General features: G+C 71.9%; 19 protein-coding genes. 9 read left to right on the top strand and 10 right to left on the bottom strand.

Annotated elements, in window-relative coordinates; genetic code table 11:
* Positions 1-42: 42 nt before the first annotated feature.
* The 4 genes from NH2_RS08450 to NH2_RS08435 are packed head-to-tail and all read left to right on the top strand — an operon-like array spanning position 43 to position 5,791.
* Positions 43-1,587, top strand: a complete 1,545-nt coding sequence (locus NH2_RS08450) for an acyl-CoA carboxylase subunit beta (RefSeq protein ID WP_084505331.1) — start codon at positions 43-45, stop codon at positions 1,585-1,587.
* On the top strand, positions 1,584-2,354 hold the full coding sequence (locus tag NH2_RS08445; protein ID WP_067650809.1) for a glucose 1-dehydrogenase: 771 nt from the start codon (positions 1,584-1,586) through the stop codon (positions 2,352-2,354). Before NH2_RS08450 ends, NH2_RS08445 begins: the two co-directional genes overlap by 4 nt.
* A gap of 31 nt (positions 2,355-2,385) precedes the next feature.
* Positions 2,386-3,600 carry an acetyl-CoA C-acetyltransferase gene (locus NH2_RS08440; RefSeq protein WP_067650806.1) on the top strand — a complete coding sequence of 405 codons (1,215 nt, stop codon included), beginning with the start codon at positions 2,386-2,388 and terminating at the stop codon, positions 3,598-3,600.
* Between the two features lie 22 nt (positions 3,601-3,622).
* Complete coding sequence (locus tag NH2_RS08435; protein WP_067650804.1) at positions 3,623-5,791, top strand: 3-hydroxyacyl-CoA dehydrogenase NAD-binding domain-containing protein; 2,169 nt, start codon at positions 3,623-3,625, stop codon at positions 5,789-5,791.
* An 86-nt stretch (positions 5,792-5,877) separates the two neighbouring features.
* Here the strand turns inward: NH2_RS08435 and NH2_RS08430 are convergent, their stop codons facing one another.
* Positions 5,878-6,492 (bottom strand): TetR/AcrR family transcriptional regulator, encoded by a 615-nt coding sequence (locus tag NH2_RS08430; RefSeq protein ID WP_067650801.1) that lies wholly within the window; start codon positions 6,490-6,492, stop codon positions 5,878-5,880.
* A gap of 175 nt (positions 6,493-6,667) precedes the next feature.
* Here NH2_RS08430 and NH2_RS08425 point away from each other — a divergent pair, with 175 nt between their 5' ends.
* Both NH2_RS08425 and NH2_RS08420 read left to right on the top strand, forming a co-directional pair.
* Complete coding sequence (locus NH2_RS08425) at positions 6,668-8,098, top strand: FAD-dependent oxidoreductase (protein WP_169811463.1); 1,431 nt, start codon at positions 6,668-6,670, stop codon at positions 8,096-8,098.
* Positions 8,099-8,285: 187 nt separating this feature from the next.
* Complete coding sequence (locus tag NH2_RS08420) at positions 8,286-9,503, top strand: cytochrome P450 family protein (protein WP_157103660.1); 1,218 nt, start codon at positions 8,286-8,288, stop codon at positions 9,501-9,503.
* A 6-nt stretch (positions 9,504-9,509) separates the two neighbouring features.
* Here NH2_RS08420 and NH2_RS08415 read toward each other — a convergent pair whose 3' ends face one another.
* The 9 genes from NH2_RS08415 to NH2_RS08375 form a co-directional block, all read right to left on the bottom strand.
* On the bottom strand, positions 9,510-10,679 hold the full coding sequence (locus NH2_RS08415; RefSeq protein WP_157103659.1) for a lactonase family protein: 1,170 nt from the start codon (positions 10,677-10,679) through the stop codon (positions 9,510-9,512).
* Positions 10,676-11,845, bottom strand: a complete 1,170-nt coding sequence (locus tag NH2_RS08410; RefSeq protein WP_157103658.1) for a lactonase family protein — start codon at positions 11,843-11,845, stop codon at positions 10,676-10,678. Before NH2_RS08410 ends, NH2_RS08415 begins: the two co-directional genes overlap by 4 nt.
* 47 nt (positions 11,846-11,892) lie before the next feature.
* A complete protein-coding gene (locus NH2_RS08405; protein WP_084505328.1) occupies positions 11,893-13,029 on the bottom strand; it encodes a lactonase family protein in 1,137 nt (378 codons plus the stop codon).
* A 170-nt stretch (positions 13,030-13,199) separates the two neighbouring features.
* Positions 13,200-14,714, bottom strand: a complete 1,515-nt coding sequence (locus NH2_RS08400; RefSeq protein WP_067652459.1) for an AMP-binding protein — start codon at positions 14,712-14,714, stop codon at positions 13,200-13,202.
* Positions 14,711-15,214, bottom strand: coding sequence for a DoxX family protein (locus tag NH2_RS08395; protein ID WP_067650783.1), 504 nt, complete (start codon positions 15,212-15,214; stop codon positions 14,711-14,713). Before NH2_RS08395 ends, NH2_RS08400 begins: the two co-directional genes overlap by 4 nt.
* 19 nt (positions 15,215-15,233) lie before the next feature.
* Complete coding sequence (locus NH2_RS08390) at positions 15,234-17,507, bottom strand: acyl-CoA dehydrogenase family protein (RefSeq protein ID WP_067650776.1); 2,274 nt, start codon at positions 17,505-17,507, stop codon at positions 15,234-15,236.
* The gene (locus NH2_RS08385) at positions 17,504-18,307 is read right to left on the bottom strand and encodes an acyl-CoA thioesterase (protein WP_067650773.1); all 804 of its coding nucleotides are present in this window, start codon (positions 18,305-18,307) and stop codon (positions 17,504-17,506) included. Before NH2_RS08385 ends, NH2_RS08390 begins: the two co-directional genes overlap by 4 nt.
* Complete coding sequence (locus NH2_RS08380) at positions 18,300-19,082, bottom strand: enoyl-CoA hydratase-related protein (RefSeq protein ID WP_067650771.1); 783 nt, start codon at positions 19,080-19,082, stop codon at positions 18,300-18,302. The genes NH2_RS08385 and NH2_RS08380 overlap by 8 nt, the downstream gene beginning before the upstream one ends.
* Positions 19,083-19,100: 18 nt before the next feature.
* The gene (locus NH2_RS08375) at positions 19,101-20,093 is read right to left on the bottom strand and encodes an NAD(P)H-dependent flavin oxidoreductase (protein ID WP_067650768.1); all 993 of its coding nucleotides are present in this window, start codon (positions 20,091-20,093) and stop codon (positions 19,101-19,103) included.
* 310 nt (positions 20,094-20,403) lie between these two features.
* On the opposite strand from NH2_RS08375, the gene NH2_RS08370 reads away from it, so the two are divergent.
* From NH2_RS08370 to NH2_RS08360, 3 genes are read left to right on the top strand one after another with little or no spacing between them, the layout of a single operon-like run.
* On the top strand, positions 20,404-21,645 hold the full coding sequence (locus tag NH2_RS08370; protein WP_067650765.1) for an ABC transporter substrate-binding protein: 1,242 nt from the start codon (positions 20,404-20,406) through the stop codon (positions 21,643-21,645).
* Positions 21,646-21,688: 43 nt separating this feature from the next.
* Entirely contained in the window at positions 21,689-24,436 is a 2,748-nt protein-coding gene (locus tag NH2_RS08365; protein ID WP_067650761.1) for a branched-chain amino acid ABC transporter permease/ATP-binding protein, read from the top strand.
* On the top strand, positions 24,433-25,155 hold the full coding sequence (locus NH2_RS08360; RefSeq protein WP_067650759.1) for an ABC transporter ATP-binding protein: 723 nt from the start codon (positions 24,433-24,435) through the stop codon (positions 25,153-25,155). The genes NH2_RS08365 and NH2_RS08360 overlap by 4 nt, the downstream gene beginning before the upstream one ends.
* The last annotated feature ends 31 nt before the right edge of the window (positions 25,156-25,186 follow it).

The raw sequence follows: 25,186 nt of genomic DNA, 5'->3' as shown, positions 1-25,186 counted from the left end.
GTGCGCCCGCCCGCACCCGACCCGCTTGTGGACAGGAAGGTCATGACCGATCAGCCAGCAACGATGGCCGAGCACCTCGACGAACTGCACCGCCGCCGTGAGATCGCGTTCGGCATGGGCGGCCCGGCCAAGGTGGCGCGCCATCACGCCTCCGGGCGCCTGACCGTCCGCGAGCGCATCGACGGCCTCTTCGACGCGGGGACGTTCTTCGAGATCGGCCTGCTGGCCGAGCCCGAACTGCGGCACGAGCGGCCGATCCCGGCCGATGGCGCGGTCACCGGCTGGGGCCGGATCGACGGCAGGCTGGTGTGCGTGATCGCCATCGACGCGACGACGCTCGCAGGCACCACCGCCCCGATCAGCATGAAGAAGCAGAACCGGATCGCGGAGATCGCGGCGCGCAAGGGCCTGCCGCTGATCCTGCTGTGCGATGCCGACGGCGGCCGCATCCCCGACGTGATGGGGTGGCGCTTCTCCGGGCTGCCCTTCGACTTCAGCACCTTCCTGCAGGTGCCGGCGGGGTACCCGGAGATCCCGCGGATCGCGGCGGTGCTCGGCCCCGGCTACGGCGACTCGGCGCTGCACGCGGGCACCGCCCACGTGATCGTGATGACCGAGTCGTCGTCGATCGCGCTCTCCGGGCCTTCGGTGGTGGCCGGCGCGATCGGCGAGAAGGTCAGCGACCACGACCTCGGCGGGCCGGAGTACGCGCAGGAGGTCGGCACCGCCCACCTGGTGGTGCCCACCGAGAAGGAGGCGTTCGCCGCCATCGCGGCGTTCCTGTCCTACCTGCCCAACAATGCCGCGCGCCCGGCACCGGTGGCGCCCGCGGCGGAGCCCCTGCGCGCCGCGGCAACGCTGCGCGAGGTGGTGCCGACGGCGGCCAAGCAGGCCTACGACATGATGGAGGTCATCGACGCCGTCGTCGACGCGGACACCGTGCTCCCGTGGCGGCCGGAGGCGGGCAAGGCCGTCATCACCGCCTTCGCCCGGGTCGCCGGGCAGCCCGTCGGCATCCTGGCCAACCAGCCCCGGTTCGGGGCGGGCGCGCTCGACGCGCGGGCGCTGGAGAAGCTGCACGGCTTCGCCGACATGTGCGACACCTTCAACCTTCCGCTGGTCTTCCTGCAGGACGTGCCGGGGCTCATGATCGGTGTCGAGGCCGAGCGCCAGGGCATCGTGCTGTGGTACGAGCGGCTGGTCGCGCGGCTCGCGCGGGCGACCGTGCCGCAGGTCTCCGTCGTCGTCCGGAAGGCGTACGGGGGCGGGCACTACGCGATGGGCGGCCGCCCGACCAAGCCGGATCTGCTGGTCGCCTGGCCCTCGGCGCAGCTGGGGTTCATGGCGCCCGACATCGGGGTCAAGACCGTCAATCGGCGGCGGCTGGAGGACGCCGAGGCCGAGGGCGGAATCGCGGCGCGGCGCGCGCTCGAGGACGAGCTGACCGGGCACTGGCTCGACGAGTCGGCCCCGTGGGAGGCGGCCGCGCACGTGTACCTCGACGACATCATCGATCCCGTCGACACCCGGCGGGTCGTCCTCGCCGGGCTCGAGCTGGGCTGGGGCGATCGGGACGGGGTCAAGTGACCGCCGCGCACCTGTTCGACGTGGCGGACCGGACCGTCCTGGTCACCGGCGGCACCAAGGGCATCGGCGAGATGATCGCGCGCGGCTTCCACGCCGCGGGCGCGCGTGTGCTGCTCTCGGCGCGCAATGCCGACGAGTGCCACGCGCTCGCCGCCGAACTGGGCGAGCGCGCGCACGCCGTCCCCGGCGACGTCGCGACCGCGGCGGGGTGCGCCGCGCTGGCGGCGGCCGCCGCCGAGCACGTCGGCCACCTCGACGTACTCGTCAACAACGCAGGCACCACCTGGGGCGCACCGCTGCGGTCCTACCCGGACAGCGGATGGGACAAGGTGCTCGCGGTCAACCTCAAGGGGCCCTTCCACCTGACCGTCGCCTGCCTGGAGCTGCTGCAGCGGTCGGCCACCGCGGCCGCCCCCGCGCGCGTGATCAACATCGGGTCGGTGGACGGCATGCACGTGCCGATGTGGGAGTCCTACGCCTACTCCGCCTCGAAGGCGGCGGTGCACCAGCTGACCAGGCACCTCGCGAGCACGCTCGCGCCCGAGCACATCACGGTCAACGCCATCGCCCCCGGCTTCGTGAAGTCCCGGATGACCTCGTTCGCGTTCGAGGATCCGGCGGCGAGCCCGGCCGCGAGCACTCCGCTCGGGCGCACCGGCGGCCCCGACGACATGGCGGGCGCCGCGATCTTCCTCGCCTCGGCGGCGGCGGCCTGGATCACCGGCGTGGTGCTGCCGGTCGACGGCGGCTACGTCACTCTGCAATGACCCCACCGGCACGGTGAAGGAGAACAGGACCTTGTCCGATCAGGCATACATCTACGAGGCGATACGCACCCCGCGCGGACGGGGGAAGGCCACCGGCGCGCTGCACGGGGTGAAACCGGTGGACCTGGTGGTCGGGCTGATCCGGGAGCTCCGCGCGCGCTTCCCCGAGCTCGACCCCGGCCACATCGACGACGTCGTGCTCGGGGTCGTCGCCCCGGTGGGCGACCAGGGCGCCGTGATCGCCCGCACCGCCGCGCTGGCGGCGGGGCTGCCGCACTCGGTGGCCGGGGTACAGGTGAACCGGTTCTGCGCCTCCGGGCTGGAGGCGACCAACCTCGCCGCGCAGAAGGTGCGCTCCGGGTTCGAGAACCTGGTGATCGCCGGCGGCGTGGAGTCGATGTCCCGGGTCCCGATGGGGTCCGACGGCGGCGCGATGTTCACCGACCCGGCGACCGTCTACGACCTGAACATCGTGCCGCAGGGCATCGGCGCGGATCTGATCGCCACGATCGAGGGCTTCTCGCGCCACGACGTCGACGCCTACGCGGTGCGGTCGCAGCAGCGCGCCGAGGCCGCGTGGTCGGGCGGATACTTCGCGAAATCCGTTGTGCCGGTCGTCGATATGAACGGGGTGCCGATTCTCGAGCACGACGAGCACCGGCGGCCGGGCACCACCGTGGAGTCGCTGGCGGGGCTGCGGCCGTCGTTCGCGGCGGCCGGGGCGGCGGCGGGCTTCGACGCGGTGGCGACCCAGCGGTACCCGTGGCTCGAGCGGGTCGAGCACGTGCACCACGGCGGGAACTCGTCGGGGATCGTGGACGGCGCCGCGCTCGTGCTGATCGGCAACGAGCAGGCGGGCGAGCGGTTCGGGATGGCGCCGCGCGCCCGGATCGTCGCGACGGCGGTCACCGGCACCGACCCGACCATCATGCTGACCGGGCCCACCCCGGCCGCGGCGAAGGTGCTGGCGCTGAGCGGGCTGACCGTCGCCGACATCGACCTCTTCGAACTCAACGAGGCCTTCGCCTCGGTGGTGCTCAAGTTCCAGAAGGATCTCGACATCCCGGACGAGAAGCTCAATGTCAACGGCGGCGCCATCGCCATGGGGCACCCGCTCGGCGCGACCGGCGCGATGCTCGTCGGCACCATGGTCGACGAGCTGGAGCGGCGCGGCGAGCGGCGGGCGCTGATCAATCTCTGCGTGGGCGGCGGCATGGGCATCGCGACCATCATCGAACGGGTCTGAAGCGGGAGCAGGTACTCACATCATGAGCGAATCGAACACCATCCGGTGGGATCAGGGCGCGGACGGCATCGTCGTGCTCACCCTGGACGATCCGGCCCGATCGGCCAACACCATGAACGCCGCCTACGTCGAGTCCATGGCGGCCACCATCGACCGGCTCGAAGCCGAGCGGGACACCGTCACCGGGGTGATCATCACCTCGGCGAAGAAGACCTTCTTCGCCGGCGGCGACCTGCACGAGCTCGTCGCCTGCACCCCCGCCGACGCGCCGGCGATGACCGCGCACACCAACCGGATCAAGGCACAGCTGCGACGGCTGGAGACGCTGGGGCGCCCGGTGGTCGCGGCGATCGGCGGCGCGGCGCTCGGCGGCGGGCTGGAGATCGCGCTCGCCGCCCACCACCGGATCGTCGCCGACACCGCGGGCACCGTACTCGGCCTGCCCGAGGTGACGCTGGGGCTGCTGCCCGGCGGCGGCGGGATCGTCCGGACGGTGCGGCTGCTCGGTGTCCGGACCGCGCTGACCGAGGTGCTGTTGCCCGGCAAGCGCTTCGGCCCGGCGGAGGCGCACCGGCTCGGGCTCGTCGACGAGCTCGTCGAGACCGCCGACGCGCTGATCCCGGCGGCGCGGGCCTGGATCGCCGCACACCCCGGCGCGGTCCAGCCCTGGGACGCCCCCGGCTACGCCATCCCCGGCGGGAGCCCGTCGGACCCGGAGCTCGCGGCCCAGCTGCCCGCGCTGCCGACGGTGCTGCGCAAGCAGTTCCGCGGCGCCCCGGCACCGGCGCCGCGGGCCATCCTCGCCGCCGCCGTCGAGGGCGCCCAGGTCGACGTCGACACCGCGGCCCTGATCGAGACCCGCTACTTCGTGCACCTGGTGACCGGTCAGGTGTCGAAGAACATGATCAAGGCGAACTTCTTCGACCTGCAGGCCATCAGGTCCGGGGCGAGCCGCCCGGCCGGATTCGAGACCGTCACTGTGACGAAGGTCGGCGTGATCGGCGCAGGCATGATGGGGGCGGCCATCGCCTATGTGTCGGCGAAGGCCGGGATCGATGTGGTGCTGAAGGACGTCACCCTGGAGGCAGCGCAGCGGGGCAAGGCCTACGCCGAGAAGCTGGAGCAGAAGGCCCTGGCCAGGGGCGCCACCACGCCGGAGGCGTCCGCCGCGCTGCTCGCCCGGATCACCCCGACCGAGAAGGCCGCCGACTTCGCGGGCGTCGATTTCGTGGTGGAGGCGGTCTTCGAGAGCGTCGAGCTCAAACACCGGGTCTTCCAAGAAATCCAGCACATCGTCGCCCCGGATGCCGTGCTCGGCTCGAACACCTCGACGCTACCGATCACGCTGCTGGCCGAGGGCGTGGAGCGGCAGCAGGACTTCATCGGCATCCACTTCTTCTCCCCCGTCGACAAGATGCCGCTGGTCGAGATCATCACGGGGCAGAACACCGCACCGAAGACGCTGGCGCGGGTCATCGACTACACCCTGCAGATCCGCAAGACCCCCATCGTGGTCAACGACAGCCGCGGCTTCTTCACCAGCCGGGTCATCCTGACCTTCCTCGGCGAGGCCCTGGCCGCGCTCGGCGAGGGCGTCGACCCCGCGGTCATCGAGCAGGCCGGAGCACAGGCCGGGTACCCCGCCCCGCCGCTGCAGCTGCTGGACGAGCTCACCCTGACCCTGCCGCGCAAGGTGCGCGCCGAGACCAGGGCCGCCGTCGAGGCCGCCGGTGGCACCTGGGCCGAGCACGGCGCGGACCCGGTGCTCGCGGCGATGATCGACCGGCACGACCGCAGGGGCCGCTCGACCGGGGCCGGCTTCTACGACTACGACGAGTCCGGCAGGCGCACCGCGCTCTGGCCGGGGTTGCGCGCGGCATTCGGCTCGAGCAAGGCCGATATCCCCCTCGAGGACCTGCGGGAACGCATGCTCTTCGCCGAGGCCGTCGAGACCGTCCGGTGCTTCGACGAGGGCGTGCTCGACTCGGTCGCCGACGCCAACGTCGGTTCGCTGCTCGGCATCGGATTCCCCGCCTGGACCGGCGGCGTCGTGCAGTACATCGAGGGCTACCCCGGCGGGCTGCGCGGCTTCGTGGCCAGGGCCCGCGAACTCGCCGAGCGTTACGGCGACCACTTCACGCCGCCCGAGAGCCTGGTCGGCAAGGCACTCGCGGGCCAGGAGCGCTGGTAGCGGAGGCGGCAGCACAACGAGGAGCCGGAGGGCGCGCGGCGCGCCCTCCGGCTCGGCGCGTTTCCGGCGTCCAGCCGACGCGGGCGTCAGTTCTCCGGCGCTCGGAGCCGCGTGATCACATCCGAGATGAACTGCTGCATCCGCGCGGCGAACTCGGGATCGTCCGGCCCGTACCCGGTGACCATGCGGACGAACTGCGGGAAGATTCGCGGCAGCAGCGGCCAGAGCGTGAACGTCAGCGACATCATCTCCGGATCGAGCGCCGGATCGAGTTCACCCCGCTGCTGCGCCCGCACGACCAGCTCGGTCTGGTGCCGCAGCGACTCGATCCGCTCCTCCTCCAGCGGCACCGATCCGGGGCCGCGGTCGTCGAGCCCCTCCATCACCATCAGCCGCGACCACGGGACGGTGTCGGAGCGGCGGGCCCACTCGGCCGACATCTCGAACCAGTTCGCGACCGTCGTCTGCGAAGCCAGGTCCCAGAACTGCTGGACCGCGGGGATCAACGTCTCGAAGACGGCGTTGTAGAGCCCCTCCTTGCTCCCGAAGTGGTAGTAGATCAGCGCCTTGTTGCAGTCGGCGAGCTGGGCGATCTCGTCCACCCGGACCGCGGCGAAGCCCTTGGCGGCGAACTCCCGCACGGCGACGGCGAGGATGCGGTCCTTGCGCGAGAGATCGCGGGAGTCGGCCGTGGCGGTCACCGGACGCCGATCCTCCTTCGCGCGAAAACCACGGAGAGCGCCGCGGCTCCGCCCACTCTAACAAAGCCCGAACTCGGCAACACCCCGGCTATTGCCTAACTAGTTGGTTAGTTTTACTATGGCGAGTGCCACAGCCTCCCGCCGTTGTGAGTGGGCTTACCGAGAAAGACCTGAAATGACCACAGAGACAGTGAGTTTCGACGGCCAGTGGGACGTCGTCATCGTCGGCCACGGCGCCGCAGGGTTGAGCGCGGCCGTGTCCTTCCTGGAGACCTACCGGGGCACGGCGCCGCGCGTCGCGGTCCTCGACCGGGCCGACTACGAGCACCGGGGCGGCTCCTCGGCCTGGACCACCGCCGGATTCCGGCTCGACGCCGATACCCAGCTGGATTCGGACTGGGGCGAGATCGTCCGCGAGACCTCCGGCGGCGACGCCGTGACCGAGGCCTACATCGAGGCCTTCTACGAGAACGCGGTCGACACCCTCACCTGGATCCGCCAGCGCGGTGTCCCGCTCGCCAAGGCGCCGGTCGGGCTGCCCGGCACCCGGGTCAAGTACGGCTACAGCATCGAGGGCGGCGGGCGCCGGTTCGTCGACGTCTTCACCGAGCTGGCCCGCGAGCGCGGGGCCACCTTCTTCTACGAGGTCGAGGCGGTCGGGCTGGAACGCACCCCCGGCGGCCCGATCACCGGCGTCCGGGTGCGCGACGCCGCGGGCGCGGAGCACCTGCTCTCCACCGGCGCGGTCGTGCTCGCCTCCGGCGGCTTCGAGGGGAACCAGGAGCTGCTCGGCAAGCACATCCCCGGCGGCCAGAAGCTGGAGCCGGTCTCGCCGGGCACCCGGATCAACAACGGCGGCGGTATCGAGATCGCCGCCGCCATCGGCGCGGCGCGCTCGGGGCAGTACTCCGGCGCCCACCTGGAGCCGGTCGATCCCCGCTCGGGCAATATCGAGGCGCTGGTCAACACCTGGATGGTCGGCATCGTGGTCGACGCCGACGGCAACCGCATCGTCGACGAGATGTCCACGACCTACGACATGCAGTTCGATTACATCGCCAACGCCGTGCACCGCAAGGCGAACGGGGTGGCCTACGCCATCACCGACGCGGCGGCACGCGAGGCGCTGCCGCACCTGTCGCAGATCAACTTCACCACCGAGCCCGGTATCCAGGCCGACACGCTCGCCGAGCTCGCCGAGCTGCTCGGGATCGATGCCGAGGGGCTGGCCCGCACGGTCGCGGCGTTCAACGCCGCCACCGACACCACGCCGATCGACCTGAGCAGGCTCGACGGCAAGAGCACGGTCGGGCTGGAGCCGCCGAAGTCGAACTGGGCCTACCCGCTCGCGCAGGGGCCGTTCGAGGCCTGGCCGATCGTGCCGCAGATCTGCTTCACCTTCGGCGGCATCAGGGCCGACGGCGCGGCCCGGGTACTGGACGAGGCGGGCGAGCGGATCGAGGGGCTCTACGCCGCAGGCGAGATCGTCGGCACCTTCCACGGCACCTACCCGGCGGGCACCTCGGTGCTGCGCTCGCTGACCTTCGGGCGGATCGCCGGGCAGCAGGTGGCAGCCACCGCGAGCGCGGCGGCATCGGTGGCGTAGCGCACCGGCCGAATCCGATTCGGGGAGAGCGGCTTCGGGCGGCGCGGCACCGCCCGAAGCCGTCGGTCTCCCGACCGGATCGGAGGGAAACCGGCCAGTTCGGTCCGCCGGAGTGGCCGCGCGCATTAGGGTCCGATGGTCTCGACCTACCGGCCTGCACCGCGCGGCCACTTCCCCTGGAGAACGATTGTTCAGCCATCCCTCGGATCTCGTCACCGGTGACGGGCAGCGAGTTCCCCTGTACGCCCTGGAGTTCGGCACCGAGCCGGCCCGCGTCTACCGGACGATGCGCGAAGCGCACGGGGCCCTCGTCCCGGTCGAGCTGGCGCCGGGCGTGCCCGCGACCCTCGTCATCGGCTACCGCACCGGGCTGGGGATCCTCAACGACCCGGAGCACTTCCCCGCCGACCCCCGCCCGTGGCAGGCGACCGTCCCGCCCGACTGTCCGGTGCTGCCGGTGCTGCAGTGGCGACCGATCCCGATGCGCAGCACCGGCCACGAACACGAACGGCTGCGCGCCGTCGTCGCCGCCGCGCTCGCCGATGTCGATCTGCACGCGATCAACGCCGTCGTCGAGCGCAACGCGGTTCCGCTGATCAACGCCTTCTGCTCCGCCGGGGCGGCCGAGCTGGTGGCGGAGTACAGCGCTCCCCTGGTCTTCACGGTGGTCAACGAACTCCTCGGCTGCCCGCCCGCGATCAGCGAGCGGGCCGCCGATGGCGTGGCCGCCGTCCTCGAGGGCAGCGGCGCCCACGAGGGCAACCGGATCTTCGAGGACGCCATCCGGCAGCTGCTGCAGTACCGCCGGGCCACCCCGGGCGCCGACATCACCAGCAGCCTGCTGCGGCACGGAGCGGAGCTGAGCGACGAGGAGCTCGTGCAGCAGCTCAGCGTGTTCTACGGGGTGGGATCGGAGCCGGTACAGGCCCTGATCGCCAACGCGCTGCGGCTGCTCCTCACCGACCACCAATTCGGCGACGGCGTCCTCGCCGGGACGCTCTCCACCCGCGACGCCATCGACCACGTGCTGTTCCACGATCCGCCGCTGCCCAACAACAGCTTCACCTACCCGCGCAGGCCGGTGCTGGTCGACGGGGTGTGGCTCCCCGCCGACCAGCCCGTGGTCGTCAGCCTCGCGGGCTGCAACCAGGATCCGGAGATCGCAGGCGACCACACCGGCAACCGCGCGCACCTGGCCTGGAGTGCGGGCCCGCACCGCTGCCCCGCCCGATCGCTGGCCTACCTCATCGCGCAGAACGCGGTGGACCAGCTGCTCGACGCGCTGCCCGAACTCCGGCTCGCCGTCCCGCACGACGAGCTGCGCTGGCGTCCGGGGCCGCTGCACCGCACCCCAGCCGAGCTGCCCGTCACCTTCGAGCCGGCGGCGCGGCTGCCGCTGCCGTGACGCCCGCTACGGGGTGATCGTCGTGGTCGGGCCGTCCACGAAGAGCTGACCGGTGTCGAGCGGCGCCTCCGACTGCTGCAGCGACCCGTCCGGCCGCACGTCGAAGGTGAGCAGCCGCGCGGTGACGGCGATGTCCGGCGTGCCCGCTCCGATCGAGTACAGCCGGCCACCGTCCCGGCTGGCCTGCAGCTGGATCGGCAGATTCACCGGTGCGGTGCCCGCGCTGTACGGCGACCCCGGCAGCGGGACGAGCGCCCCCTCGGCGTCGATCCGGAACCCGGAGATGTCGTTCGAGCCGGTGTTGGGCACGTAGATCCGGGAGCCGTCCGGGCTCGAGGTGATCCCGTGCGGCGCCATCCCGACCGGGAACGGGGAGCCGGCGAGCTCGGCCAGCGAGCCGTCCGGGCCGATGCGGTACCCGGAGACGTTGCTGGTCACCTCGTTGCAGACGTACAGGTACTTGCCGTCCCGGGAGATGCCCGGGTTCTCCGGGCCGAACCCCGTCGCGATGCGCTGGCCCGACGCGGTCGCGACGCCGTCCGCCCCGATCGGCACGTGGATGACCCTGTTGCCGAAGTAGTCGGAGGCGTAGAGATTGCGGCCGTCCGGGGTCACAGCCAGCATGGCCCACAGACTCGTGACGTCGAGCTGCACCGTGCTGATCCGGACGGGCAGCCCGTTGGTCAGCGCGTAGGTGGTGAGCGTGCCGCCGCCGTTCTCGTGCGCGGAGACGTACAGATGCTTGCCGTCCGGTGCCACGGCCAGGGTGCCGAGCGGCCCCGAGGGAACCGGTGAGCCCGGCACCTCGGTGAGGGTGCCGTCGTCGTTGATCGCGAAGGCCGCGATGCCGGGGTCCCCGACCGGCCCGGCGTAGAGGTAGCGGCCGTCCGGGGAGGCGGCGACCCCCTTGAACGAGGGGATCGAGCTGAGCCGGGTGGACGGTCCGACCAGCCGGGGTGCGACGCCCGGGGCGACCTGAATGCCGACCACCCCGTCGGAGGCGATCCCGGCGACGTAGATGTGCTGGATGTCGTCGGTGCGGGCCTGCGCGGGCATGGCCGCGGGGCCGGCGGCGACGGCGGCCGCCAGTACGGCCACCACCGGCATCATCATTCTCCGGGACATCGGGGCGTGCACTCCGGGTAGCCGGTTCTGGTTGCTCACGTCGCGGGTCACGGCGTGATTACCGAAGCGGGGCCGTCGACGAAGTTCTGGCCGGTGTCGAGGGGAGCCTCGGACTGCCGCAGCGACCCGTCGGGCGCGATGTCGAAGGTCAGCAGCCGAGCGGAGGGCGGAATGGCCACCGTGCCGACCCCGACCGCGTACAGCCGTTGGCCGTCGCGGCTTGCCAGCAGCTGTCCGGGCATGGCGGTCGGATCGGTGCCGCCGCTGAACGGCGACCCCGGCAGCGGGGTCAGCCGCCCGTCCGGCGCGATCCGGAACCCGGTGATGGCGTTCGCCGCGATGTCGGGGGTGTAGAGCCGCGAGCCGTCCGGGGTGATCGTGACCCCGTGCGGGCCGCCGCCGGTGGCGAAGGGCGAACCCGCCATCGGGCTCAGCGCACCGTCCGGCGCGATGTCGTAGCCGGAGACCACGGCGTTCAGCTCGTTCGCGACGTAGAGGTGCTTGCCGTCCGGTGTGATGGCCGGGTTGAGCGGGGAGCCGTCGGCCGGGATGCGCTGGACCGGCGCGCCGGCGAGGCCGTCCGCGCCGATCGGCAGCCGGAGGAGCTCGTTGCCCAAGCCCGCGGCCACATACAGGTTGCGGCCGTCCGGCGCGATGATCATCGTCCCGAAGTGGGACGAGAACTCGAGCTGGGCCACGCTCTCCCGGACCGGCAGGCCGCCGGGGCCGATCGAGAAGCTGGTCACGACCCCGCGCGCGTCCTCGGACGAGGAGACGTACAGGTGCTTGCCGTCCGGGGCGACGACGACGGTCCCCACCGGCCCGGAGGACGGAACCGGGGAACCGGGCAGCGCGGTGAGCGTGCCGTCGTCGTTGATCGCGAACGCGGCCAGACCCTGGTCCAGGAAGGGCCCCACGTACAGGTACTTGCCGTCCGGCGAGACCGCGGCGTTCTTGAACAGCCCGCCGGAGGGAACGGCCGTCGGCGGCCCGGCGAGCCGGGGCGCCGCGCCGGGGCGCACGGTGATGCCGACCAGCTGGTCGAACCCGACGCTCGTCACGTAGATGTGCTGATCGCGCTCGGGCCGGGGCTCGGCCTGGACAGCGCCGGAGCCGGCGCCGATGGTGACCGTGCACACGGCCACCGCGGCGAGCAGAAGGCCGCGCCGCACGGGGCGCCGGGCGGGATTCGCGCGGCCGGGAAGAACGGTAGTCATAGTGGAGTGAGATTCCTTTTCGCAGTGGTCGAGGGCTGGGATCGCCCTCATCCGGTGATGGTGGCCGAGGGGCCGTCGGTGAAGAGAATGCCGAGATCCACCGGGCTCCCGGTCGGGGTGAGGGCGCCGTCGGCGCCGATGACATAGGCCTGCAGGCCGATGGTCAGATTGCCAGGCAGCCCGAACTCCTCGATGGAATAGAGCCGCGTGCCGTCGCCGCCTGCCAGGGTGCGCCCGACGATGCCGCCGGGTTCGGCGTGGTAGGGCGATCCGGGGAGCGGTGCGAGGCTGCCGTCGGGGCCGATCGCGTAACCGTCGATGCTGTCGCTGGTGATGCTCGGAACATAGACGCGGCGGGAGTCCGGCGTGATCGCGACCCCGTGCGTGCCCCCGCCCGCCGGAAACGGCGAGCCGGGGACGGGGCTCAGCGAGCCGTCCGGGCCGATCCGGAAGCCGGAGACCGATGAGCCCAGTTCGTTGGCGGTGTAGAGGAATCGTCCGTCCGGCGACACCTCCGGGTTCACCGGGGAGCTGCCCGCGTCGATGCGCTGCCGCGTGGGCAGCGCGGCGCCGTCGGGCCCGATCGGCAGGTGGATCATGGCGCTGCCGAAGTAGTCGGTCGTGTACAGGTGACGCCCGTCCGGCGAGATCGCCATCATGCCGAAGTGACTGGTGTACTCCAGCTCGACCGGTTCACCCAGCTGCACGGGCAGCCCGCTCGGGGTGATCGCGTAACTGACCACGGCGCCCCGCAGCCCCACCGTGGTGGAGGCGTACAGATGTTTGCCGTCGGGGGCGACGACGATGGTGATGACCGGGCCGGGTGCCGAGACCGGGGAGCCGGGCACCGGGGCGAGCGTGCCGTCCGGGTTCGCGCGGTAGGCGGTGATCCCGGCCTCCGCGGCCGACCCGGCGTAGACGAAATCGCCTGCGGGTGCGGCGTCCACGGCGAGCGCGCCGAGCGGGCCAGGCGCGGCCTCGCCGAGGAGCCGGGGGGCGGCACCGGGCGAGACCTCGACGCCGACCACACCGTCGCCGGCCGCGCCGACGACGTAGATCCGCTCGCTCCGCGCCGAATCGGGCTGCGCCGTGGCCGGTACTCCGGCGCCGACCATGCCCAGAACCGCGGAGAGCGGCAGCAAGCCCCGCAAGCCCACTCTGACCGCCCTATTCAGGATACTCATGGGGATATCGTCGCCGATTCGCCCGGGTTTCGGTTCTGTTTCGTACTGTTTTTATGACAAGTTGGTAACTGGTGACCGGGCTGCTGTCGGAACCATAATCAGGACACTGTAATTGGGCCGCACGCGGTCCGGAGCGGAACCGATCCCACTGCGGCGCGGACGACGGCCGGTCAGCCCCGCTGCTCGCCCGGCACGATGTCGCGCCTGCGGACCTTACCGCTCGGCAGCCGCGGCACCGGCCCGAAGGCGATACTCCGCGGCGCTTTGAAGGAGGCGATCCGCGCTCGGCAGTACTCGATCAATTCCCGCTCCAGCGCCGGGCCGGGCGGCTCCGCGTCCGGTACGAGCTGGACGAGGGCATGCACCCGCTCGCCCATCTCCTCGTCCGGCAGCCCGACGACGGCGACGTCGAGGACCGCCGGGTGCAGGGTGAGCACATCCGCGATCTCCCGCGGATAGATGTTCACACCGCCGGACAGGATCAGGTCGGAGCGGCGCGCGGACAGATACAGGTAGCCCTCCTCGTCGAGGTGGCCGAGATCGCCGAGGGTGTTCCAGCCCCGGTGGTCGAAGGCGGCCGCCGTCTTCGCGGGATCGCCGAAGTACTCGAAGCGCTTGACGTCGCCGAACCAGACCGTGCCCACCTCGCCCGGCGGGAGCTCGGTGCCGTCGTCGTCGCAGATGTGGAGCACGCCGCGGACCGCCCGGCCGACCGAACCCCGGTGGCTGAGCCACTCCGGGGTATCGATCATGCAGAACCCCGTTCCCTCGGTGGCCGAGTAGAACTCGGTGAGCACGGGGCCGAACCACTCGATCATCCGCAGCTTGACGGCCACGGGGCAGGGCGCCGCCGCGTGCACGACCAGGCGCAGGCCGGAGACGTCGTAGCGTTCCCGTACCGCGGCGGGCAGCTTGATCATGCGCACGAACATGGTGGGGACGAATTGCGCGTGGGTGACGCGGTGGCGGTCGATGAGCCGCAGCGCCTCCTCGGCGTCGAAGCGCTCCATGACGACCGCGGTGCCGCCGTTGCGCACGGTGCCGAAGGTCCACCCCAGCGGCGCCGCGTGGTAGAGCGGGCCGGGGCTGAGATACACCGTGTCCGGACCGAAGCCGAAGGCGGAGGCCATGAGGTGATCGATGCCGAGGCCGGTACCGAACGGATCACCGGTGAGCGCGGGGAGGATGCCCTTGGGGCGGCCGGTGGTGCCGGAGGAGTAGAGCATGTAGTAGCCCTCGCACTCATCCGGGATCGGCGTCTCCGCCATGTCCGCGATCGCGTCGTCGAGATGCTCGTCGGCGGTGCCGGCGCCTGCCACGATCCGTGCTCGCAGCGCCGGTGCGCCCGCCGCGGCGGCCGCGGCCAGCTCGGCCAGCTCGGCCGAGTAGACCAGCATCCGCGCCCCGCAGTCCGCGACGATGTAGGCCGCCTCGTCAGCGCCCAGGTGCCAGTTGACCGGCGTGTACCGGAGTCCGGCGCGCTGCGCGGCCCAGACCACGGGGAAGAACTCGAGTTCGTTGCGCATCAGGATCGCGAGCGGATCGCCGGGCCGCAGCCCGCGGGATCGGAACATCCGGGCGATCCGGTTGGAGCGTTGCTCCAGCTCCCGGTAACTCAGGGCCGCGGCCCCGAGCACGATCGCCGGCTTGTCCTCGTAGCGCGCGGCGAGTTCGGTGAGGTTCATGCCGTGCGCGCGGGCCGGTAGCACGCCGCCAGCAACGCCACCCCGGATACCAGTCCCAACCCCGCCGAGACCGCGAGCGCGGTCCAGCCGGTCACCGGATTGCCGTCGAATATCACCCAGTCCAGGCTGATCCGGCCCGCCCCGGTGACCGCGATCGCGACCGCGCCGACGGCGAGCACCAGGTTGTACTCCCAGCCGTTCTCGGCGACGAAGAACCCGTGCTCGCGGTGCACGGTCCACGCCGCCACCACCATCAGGGCGACGAAGGCGGCTGCCGCGAGCGGGGTGAGCAGCCCGAGCGCGAACAGGATTCCGGCACCGGCCTCGGTGCCAGCGGCGAGCCAGGCGTGCACCGTTCCCGGGCGCATGCCCATGCCGTCGAACCAGCGGGCGGTACCGGGAATACGGCCGCCGCGGAACAGTTTTCCGTAGCCGTGCGCGGCCATGGTGAGCCCTAGGCACACCCGCAGCAGGGCCAGTCCGGCGTCGATCGCGGTCACGGGGATCTCCTTCGGGGTTTCAGGACAGCCGGGCGAGCACGGCGCTCGCGGCCCGGTCGCGGAGGTTCTCGGGCCGGGCGAGCGTCGCCTGATTCGCGATCGCCCGGCGCAGCAACAGGTGGGCGGGGTGATCCCAGATGAAGCCGAGGCCGCCGTGGATCTGCAGGCAGTGCTCGGCCGCCTGGACCGCGGCGTCCAGCGCGGCGGCGCAGGCGATCTCGACGCCGACCCGCGCCTCGGCATCGACCGCCTGCCCGTCCGCGGCGGCGAGCACCAGCGCACGCGCCCCCTCGGCGCTGATCAGCATATCCACGCAGCGATGGGAGATCGCCTGGTAGGAGCCGATTCGGCGGCCGAACTGCATCCGCTGCACGGCCCAGCCGACGGCCAGCGCCAGGGCCCGGTTCGCGACGCCGACCGAGTCGGCGGCCAGCAGCAGCTGGGCGACCGGTCCGGCGGCCTCCAGGATGTCGATCACCTCGGCGCCGCGCGCGACGAGCACCGGCTCGACATCGTCGAGCAGCACGCTGCCGATGGTCCCGGTGACATCGAAGGATTCCGCCGCGGCGAGCCCGACCTGCGCGGGGGTGACGATGCCGAGCGCGAGCTCCCCGGTGACGGCATCCCTGGCGAGCACGACCAGCTGATCGGCGACCGGCGCGCCGGGGACGAGCCCGACCGAGCCCGTCACCCTGGCGCCGACCAGGCTCGGCAGTACCCCGCCGAGTGCCAGGCCGCCGTCGTCGACCGGCGCGACCAAGGCCGCGGTGGCGCCGGCGCAGATCGCGCGCACCGCCTCGTCGGCACCGGCGCGCCGCAGCACCTCGAGCGCGATCAGGGTCGGCACCAGCGGCACCGGCGCGAGCGCGTATCCGACCTCTTCCACCGCCGCGGCGAGCAGCCGCAGGGCCGCGCCCGCGCCACCGTGCGTCTCGGGTACCGCGAGGCCGGGCAGACCGAAGCCGACGAGCTCGTCCCAGAGCCCGATGTCGTAATCGGCCTGCTCGAAGGTCCAGCTCAGCAACCGCTCCGTGGTCGTGTGCGGAGCCAGCAGCCGGGCCAGCGTGGCGCGCAGCGCGGCCTCCTCCGGCTCCGGCGCGGTCTGCGGCCGGCCCGGCGCGACCGGCACCGCCCGGACGACGTCGTCGCGGTGCGACGGCAGCCCCAGAACCTTCTCGGCAATGGTGTTGCGCTGGATCTCGGCGGTGCCCGCGCCGATCGTGGTCGCCCTCGACATCAGATAGCCGTATCCCCAGCGGCCGCCGTCGACGGCGCACTCCGCGCGGCTGCCCGCCACGGCGCCGGGGCCGGTCAGCCGGAGCGCGAGCCGATGGAGCTGCTGCTCGAACTCCGACCTGACGAGCCGGGCGATGGCGGCGGCCCCGGCCGGATCAGCGCCGCGCAGGACGGCGTCCAGGGCGCGCGCGCTGTGCGCCGCGATGGCCCGGACGCCGGTCTCGACCGCGGCCAGCTCCTGGCGAATCAGCGGATCGCGGCCGTAACCGCGGTTCGCCGCGAGCGTGCAGACCCGGTCCACCAGGCCGCGGTAGCGGAATTCGTCGGCCAAGAACGCGGTCGCGCGCTCGTGGCCGAGCGAGGTGCGCATCACCGACCAGCCCGCGCCCTCGGCACCGACGAGATTCTCCACCGGTACCCGGACCTCGTCGAAGAAGACCTCCGCGAAGCGGCAACCGCCCGCGGCGTCGCGCAGCGGCTGGACCCCGATGCCAGGGGAGTCCATCGGGATCAGCAGGTAGCTGATCCCGTCGGCGCCCCGCCCGGCCGGGCCGGTGCGCACCAGGGCGAACATCCAGTCGGCGGCGGTGGCGTAGGTGGTCCAGATCTTGCGGCCGGTCACCCGGTAGTGATCGCCGTCGCGGACCGCCCTGGTCGAGAGCGCGGCCAGGTCGCTGCCCGCGCCGGGTTCGGAGAAGCCCTGGCACCACAGCTCGTCGGCGCGCAGCAGGGGCGCGAGGAAGCGCTTCTTCTGCAGTTCGGTTCCGTGCACGATCAGGGTCGAGGCCACGATGAAGGCGATGGGGTTCGGGTGTTTCGGCGCCCCGGCCGCGGCCAGCATCCGGTGGTACTCGATCTGGTCGTCCAGCCCGAGACCGAGGCCGCCGTCGGCCTCCGGCCAGCCGGGGGCGGCGAGACCGGCATCGGCCAGCTCCGATTGCCACGCGCGCGCGGCCGCGGCGCGCTCGCGCGACGTGCGGGGCCGCGGCCGCTCGGCGTAGTCGGCGAGCAGCGCGGCCAGCCGCGCGCGCCAGTGCTGTGCGCTCGGCGCCGTCACCGGTAGGCCATCTCCTGCGCGAGGCTCGCGACGATCTCGCCGCCCGCGAGCAGCGAACCCGTGTACCAGCCGCGCTTGCCCGCCGTCCGGCCGGCGCCGAGGTCGGCGAAGAGCCAGTCGTTCCAGAGCGGGGGGCGATGGAACCAGAGCGCGTGGTCGAGGCTCGGACCGAGTACCTGGCCGCCCACGGTACGGGCGAGCCCGGTCGAGAAGTCCGACGCATAGGCGATCGCCGCCGCGTGCAGCAGCGGATCGTTCTGCGGCAGATCGCCCTTCGGCCGGACCCAGAACCTGGCCGGGTAGCTCCGCTGCGCGCAGGACCAATCCTGCACGCGGGCTTCGAGCGCGATCTCCGGGCGGACCGCCACCGGTGCGCACTGCCCGGGAGACAACAGCGGCAGCACCTCGGCACCGGTGTGCTCCGCGCCCGCGGTGGCGGTGCGGAACGACGCCGACATGCTGAAGACGACCTCGCCGTCCTGCACGGCCACCCCGCGCCTGGCCGAGTACGCCCGGCCGTCGCGATCGCACTCGACCCGGTACAGCACCGGCCGCGCGGCGTCCCCGCGGCGCAGGAAGTAGCCGTGCAGCGAATGCGGCACGCGCCCCGCGCCGGTGACCGTCGCGCCACACGCCAGCAGCGCCTGCGCCATGACCTGGCCGCCGTAGAGCGGATGCGAGCTGTCGAACAACTGGACCGAGCGGAACAGATCCCGGTCGATGCGCTCCAGGCGCAGCACCTCGGTGAGCGCGGTGGCCGTTGCCCCCGCCGCCCGGTTCGGCACCGCGGTCTCAGGCATCCGAGGTCCGCTCCACGGGCCGCTTGCTGCCGTACCGGTCACCGACATCGGAGCCGTCCGGGCGCCAGGAGGCGCCTGCCTCGGCCTCCAGGCCGAGCGCGTGCGCGACCGACGCGCCCGCGCCCTCTTTGAGCAGCCGCAGCATGCGCCGTACCGCCCCCGGATGCGCCGCGGCGATCAGCTCGGCGATCGCGAGCGTGCGGCGCATGAGCTGATCGTGCGGCACGACCTCGTTCGCCAGCCCGATCCGCAGCGCCCTCGCGGCGTCGATCGGCTCACCGCTGAGAATGATCTGGATCGCGGCGGGCAGCCCGACCATCCGGGGCAGCATCGCGCTGCCGCCCCATCCGTTGAGCAGCCCGATGGATGCGTGCGTGTCGGCGAAGACCGCTCGCTCGGAGGCGATGATGAACGAGCAGTTCACCGCGAGCTCGAAGGCACCGGTGTAGCAGGGCCCGTTGATCGCCGCGATCACCGGCTTGCCGATGGCGCGCAGCACCTGGGTGGGGGTCGTGCCCTCGGTGCGGGGCGCGGGGCCGCGCAGTGCCTCGGGCAGGTCGACGCCGCCGGAGAAGGCCGTCCCGGCGCCGGTGATCACCACCACCCGGACGTCGTCGTCGGCGTCGAGCCGCCACAACTCGCGCTTGATTCCCTTGCGCATCGCGCGGTTGATGGCGTTGCGCCGGTCGGGCCGGTTCAACGTCAGGATCGCGACGTGGCCGTCCCGGGTCACCAGCACCGGCTCGGCCACGGTCTCGCCGTTGTTCTCGCTCATCCCCAACTCCTTCGTCGGTCAGCGGACTTCGGCCGGAACCGGGTCCGGAATGAGGGCCACGGAGCGGCGCAGCACAGTCTCGGCCTCTGCGGCGATGCGGCGGACCAGGTCGCCCGCGGTCGGGATGTCGTGAATCAGCCCCTGCACCATGCCGACGGTCCAGATCCCCGCGTCCGGGTCCCCGTTCTCGTAGACCTTACGGCCGCGGGTACCCGCGACCAGCTCCTGCACGTCGGCGAAGGTACCGCCGCGGGCGAGGATCTCGACCACCTCGGTGCTCACCGGGTTCTTGGCCGTGCGCAGCGTGTTGCGCAGCTGCCGGAACACCAGCTGGGTGTCGCGCTCGGTCGCGGTGACGATCTGCTCCTTGATCCGCTGGTGGATCGGGCTCTCGACAGTGCACATGAAGCGGGTGCCCATATTGATGCCGTCGGCGCCGAGCGCGAGCGCCGCGGCGAGGCCGCGGCCGTCGGCGAAACCGCCGGAGGCGAGGATCGGCAGGGTGATCCGGTCCGCCGCGGCCGGGATCAGCACCAGTCCGGGGACGTCGTCCTCACCGGGATGCCCGGCGCACTCGAAACCGTCGATGCTCAGCGCGTCGACGCCGAGGCTCTGCGCCTTCACCGCGTGCCGCACGCTGGTGCACTTGTGGATGACCTTGATTCCGTGCTGCTTGAAATGCTCGACGTGCACCTGCGGATTCGAGCCCGCGGTCTCCACGATGGGGACGCCCGCGTCGATGATCGCGTGCCGGTACTCCTCGTAGGGCGGCGGATTGATCGACACGGTGAGGGTGAGGTTGACCCCGAACGGCTTGTCGGTCCGTTCCCGGACCCGGGCGATCTCCGCGGAGAGCGCCTCCGGCGTCGGCTGGGTGAGGGCGGTGATGATTCCCAGGCCGCCCGCCTCGGAGACGGCCGCCGCGAGCTCGGCCCGCCCGACCCACATCATCCCGCCCTGCACGATGGGGTGCTCGACGCCGAACTCTTCGGTGAATCGTGTCTTCAGCATGGCCGCTCCTGAGTGCTCCCCGCTCGATCGAGCTTTACATAGATAACATAGTTGACTATCTAGGCCAGGGCAAACAGGTACCGGCATCGCCGAGGATATCTGCTTCTACCTGCAAATTCGGACCCGCGGATGGCACCCGCCAGCACATCCTGTCCTTAGCTTGTCTCATTTTTTTCCGAGACCTGGTCAACCTAGATTGCTCATTGACATATCTGGAGCGCCGCCATACGTTTGCTTCACTCCCCCGGATCTGTGACCCACATCACCGGTGAGCAAAGGCTGCTCAGCGGCCCCCGAAAGAAGGAATCCCATGACCGACAAGCGTCACCATTGGCGATCCACCAGGGCCCGGGTCGGCCGGCTCTCCCTGCTGGCCCTGGTCCCCGCACTCGCGCTCGCCACGGCTTGCGGCGGTGACGACTCGTCGTCGAGCTCGACCGACGATGCGCCGGAGACCACCCTCCCGGACAACGCCGCCACCGGCAGCCCGATCCGGATCGGGCTGCTCAGCCCGGAGGGCGGCGCCGCGATCTCGCTGCCCGGCAACCGCGAGGCGGCCGAGGCCGTGGTCGCCTACGCCAATGCGAACCTCGGCGGCATCGGTGGCCATCGGGTAGAGCTCGTGACCTGCGCGACCAAGGAAGATCCGGCGTCCAACCGGGACTGCGCCAACCGGATGGTGGAGGAGCGGGTCACCGCCGTCGTGGTCACCGCGTCGGCCTTCGGTGACACGATGGTCCCGGTCATCGTCGGTGCGGGCATCCCGTATGTGGTGGCGAACGCATCCAGCGCCGCCGAGATGACCACCCCCGGCGCGTATTCGCTGACCGGTGGCTACCCCGGCGTATTGCAGGGGATGGCGACCTACGCCGCCGAGCGCGGCCACAAGAAGACCACCATCTTCGTCCTGGACTCCCCCGCCACCGTCGTGACCGCGAATTCCATGGGCAAGGCGGCCTTCTCCGCCAAGGGCATCGAGCTGAACGTGGTGCCGATCCCGGCAGGCACCCCCGACGCGACCCCGCAGGTGAGCTCCGGCATCGGCAGCGATGTCGGCGCGGTCGCCATCGCGGCCGACCCGACGCTGTGCACCTCGGTGCTGAAGGCACTCGACACGCTCGGCGCCGGCCAGGACAAGATGCTGGTGCAGCCGTGCTCGGACCCGTCGACCGTGGAGGCGGTCGGTGACGCGCTGGACGGCGCGCAGGTGTTCTCCACCTCGGACCTCACCTCCGACGACCCCGAGGCGGTGCTCTACCGCACCGTGATGAAGCAGTACGCCCCGAACACCGAGCTGAGCGGGCTGACCTACGCCGGCTACCAGAGCACCCTCGGCCTGGTGCGCGCGGCCCAGGGGGTCACCGGCGAGCCGACCGCGGCTGCGGTCTCCGCCGCGCTCACCTCGGCCCGGAACGTGCCGCTGCCGGTCGGGCACGGGATCACCTTCTCCTGCGACAGCTCCGTGCCGCAGCTGCCCGCGCTGTGCAGCACGGACATGGTGCGGGTCACGCTGCGCGACGGCGTAGCCACCGACCCGCAGGTCACGAAGTAGCTCCGGTTCGCGAGACATTGATGCAGGCGAGGAGCTTTCCGTGATGGATCATCTGGTCTTCCTTACTCTAGGGCTCGGCAGCGGGGCCGTATACGCGGCGCTGGGGCTCGCCCTGGTGATGACCTTCCGCAGTTCGGGTGTGGTGAACTTCAGCACCGGAGCGATTGCGCTGTACGTGGCCTACACCTACGGACTGCTGCGGAAGGGGGAACTGCTCAACCCGATTCCCGGGATGGCCAAGACCGTCGACCTCGGAGAGCGCCTCGGCCTGTGGCCCGCGATGGCGATATCGCTCGCCATCGCGGCCGCGCTCGGCGCGCTGATCTACGCCGTCGTCTTCCGGCCGCTGCGCACCGCGCCGCCGGTCGCGAAGGCGGTGGCCTCCATCGGCGTGATGCTCTTCGTACAGGCGCTGCTCGCCGTGCGGGTCGGCACCACCCCGGTCTCGGTGAAGGACATCCTGCCTTCCGGGGTGATCTCGCTCGGGGGCTCCCGGATCCCCGTCGACCGGCTGTGGTTCGCGGGGGTGATCGTGGCCCTCGCGGTGGTGCTCACCCTGGCCTACCGCTGGACCCGCTTCGGCCTCGCCACCCGTGCCGCCGCCGAGTCGGAGAAGGGCGCGCTGGTCACCGGGCTCTCGCCGGAACGCATCGCCTTCGGCAACTGGGCGCTGAGCACCATGGTGGCGGGGCTGAGCGGCATTCTGATCGCGCCCATCGTGCCGCTGGTGCCGGTCTCCTACACCCTGTTCATCGTTCCCGCGCTCGCCGCCGCACTGGTCGGCAACTTCACCTCGCTGTCGCTCACGGTGGTGGCCGGGCTCGGCATCGGCATGCTGCAGTCGGAGACCACGCACCTGCAGAACACGGTCGACTGGTTCCCGAAATCCGGGATGGCCGAGCTGGTTCCGCTGGTGCTGATCCTCCTCTTCCTGGTCGTGCGCGGCCGCCCGCTGCCCACCAGGGGCGCCGTCATCGTGCAGACGCTCGGCCGGGCACCGCGGCCGCACGGGCTGGTGGTTCCCACCGTCGTCTCGGTCGTGGTGGCGGTCGCCGCGCTCGCGGCCACCTCCGGCAGCTACCGGGCCGCGATCATCACGACCCTGATCGTGGCGATCGTCGCGCTCTCCCAGGTGGTCGTCACCGGCTTCGCCGGCCAGATCTCGCTGGCCCAGCTGACCCTCGCCGGGATCGGCGCGTTCACACTCAGCAGGCTGACCACGGATCTGGGCGTGCCGTTCCCGATCGCACCACTGCTGGCCGCAGTGGCCGCCACGGTGATCGGCGTCGTCGTCGGGTTGCCCGCGCTGCGGATCAGGGGGCTGCCGGTCACCGTCGTGACCCTCGCCCTCGCGGTCTTCCTCGACGCCTTCTGGTTCCGCAACAGCAACCTGAACGGCGGCCTGGAAGGGGCGCGCATCGAGAATCCGACGCTGTTCGGCCTCGATCTCGGCATCGGATCGGGCGAGGGGTATCCCCGGATCGCCTTCGGCATCGTGTGCCTGACGGTGCTGGTCGTGGTGGCGCTCGGCGTGGCTCGGCTGCGGACCAGCAGGCTCGGCGCCTCGATGCTCGCGGTCCGGGCCAACGAGCGGTCGGCCGCGGCCGCCGGAATCGACGTGTCCCGCACGAAGATCAAGGCCTTCGCCATCAGCGCGTTCATCGCAGGCCTCGGCGGCGCCCTGATGGGGTATCAGCAGACGGTCGCCACCGCCGAATCGTTCGCGGTGCTCGCGGGCGTCGGCTTGTTCGCGATCATCTACATCGCCGGAATCACCTCGGTCTCCGGCGGTGTCCTCGCCGGGGTCCTCGGCGCGGGTGGCATCCTGTTCATATTCATGGACCGGGTGCTGCACCTGGGCGACTACTACGCGATCATCTCCGGCGTGCTGCTGGTGGTGACGGTCCTGCGCTACCCCGAGGGCCTGGCCGGGCAGCTGCACCGGATCACCGCGTACGGCCGCGGCCTGCTGCGGCGGCCACCGCAGGCCGAGACCGAAGCGGCGGCCCCGGCCCCGGAGCCGCCGCGGCGGCGGGTCAGGGAGGTCTCCGGCGAGGTGCTGCTCTCGGCCACCGGCATCGGCGTCTCCTACGGCGGTGTGATCGCGCTCGAGGACGTGAGCTTCACGGTCCGCAGCGGCGAGATCGTCGGGCTGATCGGCCCCAACGGCGCGGGCAAGACCACCTGCATCGACGTGCTCAGCGGTTTCGCCTCCGCCTCCGGCACGGTCGCCCTCGGCGAGCGCAGCGTGGACGGGCTGGAACCGCACCGCCGCAGCCGGCTCGGGCTCGGCCGGACCTTCCAGGGCATCGAGCTCTACGACGACCTCACGGTGCGGGAGAATGTCGCCGTCGGCACGGTGGCCGCCGCCGAGCGCAGCAAGGGGGCCGCGCCCCCCGATATCGATGCGCTGTTCCGGGTGCTGCACCTCGACGAGGTGGCCGACCGGTCGGTCAGCGAGTTGTCGCAGGGCAGGCGCCAGCTGGTCTCGGTGGCGCGGGCACTGGCGGGCAGGCCGCACATCGTGCTGCTCGACGAACCGGCCGCGGGGCTGGACAGCACCGAGAGCCGCTGGCTCGGCGAGCGGCTGCTCGCGGTCCGGGACGCCGGGGTGACCGTGCTCATGGTCGACCACGACATGGAGCTCGTCCTCGACATCTGCGACCGGATCATCGTGCTCGACCTCGGCCGCGTCATCGCCGAGGGCACGCCCGAGCAGATTCGGTCCGATCCCCGGGTGGTGCAGGCCTACCTGGGCACCACCCACGCTCCCACGGAGGTACCGGCATGAGCGCCGTCCTGGAATGCGCCGGCCTCGACGCGGGCTATTCGAACGGTCGCCCCTGTGTCCGCGGCCTCGACCTGACCCTCGCCGCCGGGGAGGTGCTCTGCCTGCTCGGCCCCAACGGGGCCGGCAAGACCACCGTGCTGAACACTCTCGCCGGGCTGCTCCCCCGGCTCGGCGGCACGGTCCGGATCGCGGGCGCCGAGATCGGGTCCGGCCGCGCGCGCAAGGCGTCGCGGGCCGGGCTGGTGCTGGTGCCGGACGACCGGGCGCTGTTCACCGGCCTCACCGTGACCCAGAATCTGGAGCTGGCCCGCAAGCGCTCCGGGCCCGCCGTCGCCGATATCGTCGAGTACTTTCCCCGGCTCGGGGAGCGGCTCGGCGTCCGCGCGGGCATGCTCTCCGGCGGGGAGCAGCAGATGCTCGCGATCGGGCGCGCGCTGATGCAGAAGCCCACGGTGCTCTTGATCGACGAGCTGAGCATGGGGCTGGCCCCGGTCATCGTCGAAGCGCTGCTCCCGGTGATCCGCCGGGTCGCCGACGACCGGGGCACCGCGGTGATCCTGGTGGAGCAGCACGTCCGCCTCGCGCTCGCGACCGCCGACACCGCCGTGGTGCTCGCGCACGGGCAGCAGGTCCTGCACGGCCCCGCGGCCGAGCTCGCGGCCGATCCGCAGCGGATCGAGCGGGCGTACCTGGGCGCCGCCGAGGGCGCGACCGCCTGAGGCCCGGCCCAGACGACGAAGCCGCCCCCGT

This window comes from Nocardia harenae NBRC 108248 (genome assembly GCF_001612885.1).
Classification (GTDB): domain Bacteria; phylum Actinomycetota; class Actinomycetes; order Mycobacteriales; family Mycobacteriaceae; genus Nocardia; species Nocardia harenae.
The sequence above is the reverse complement of the archived record's forward strand: the minus strand, read 5'-3'. Positions and strand labels throughout refer to the sequence as shown.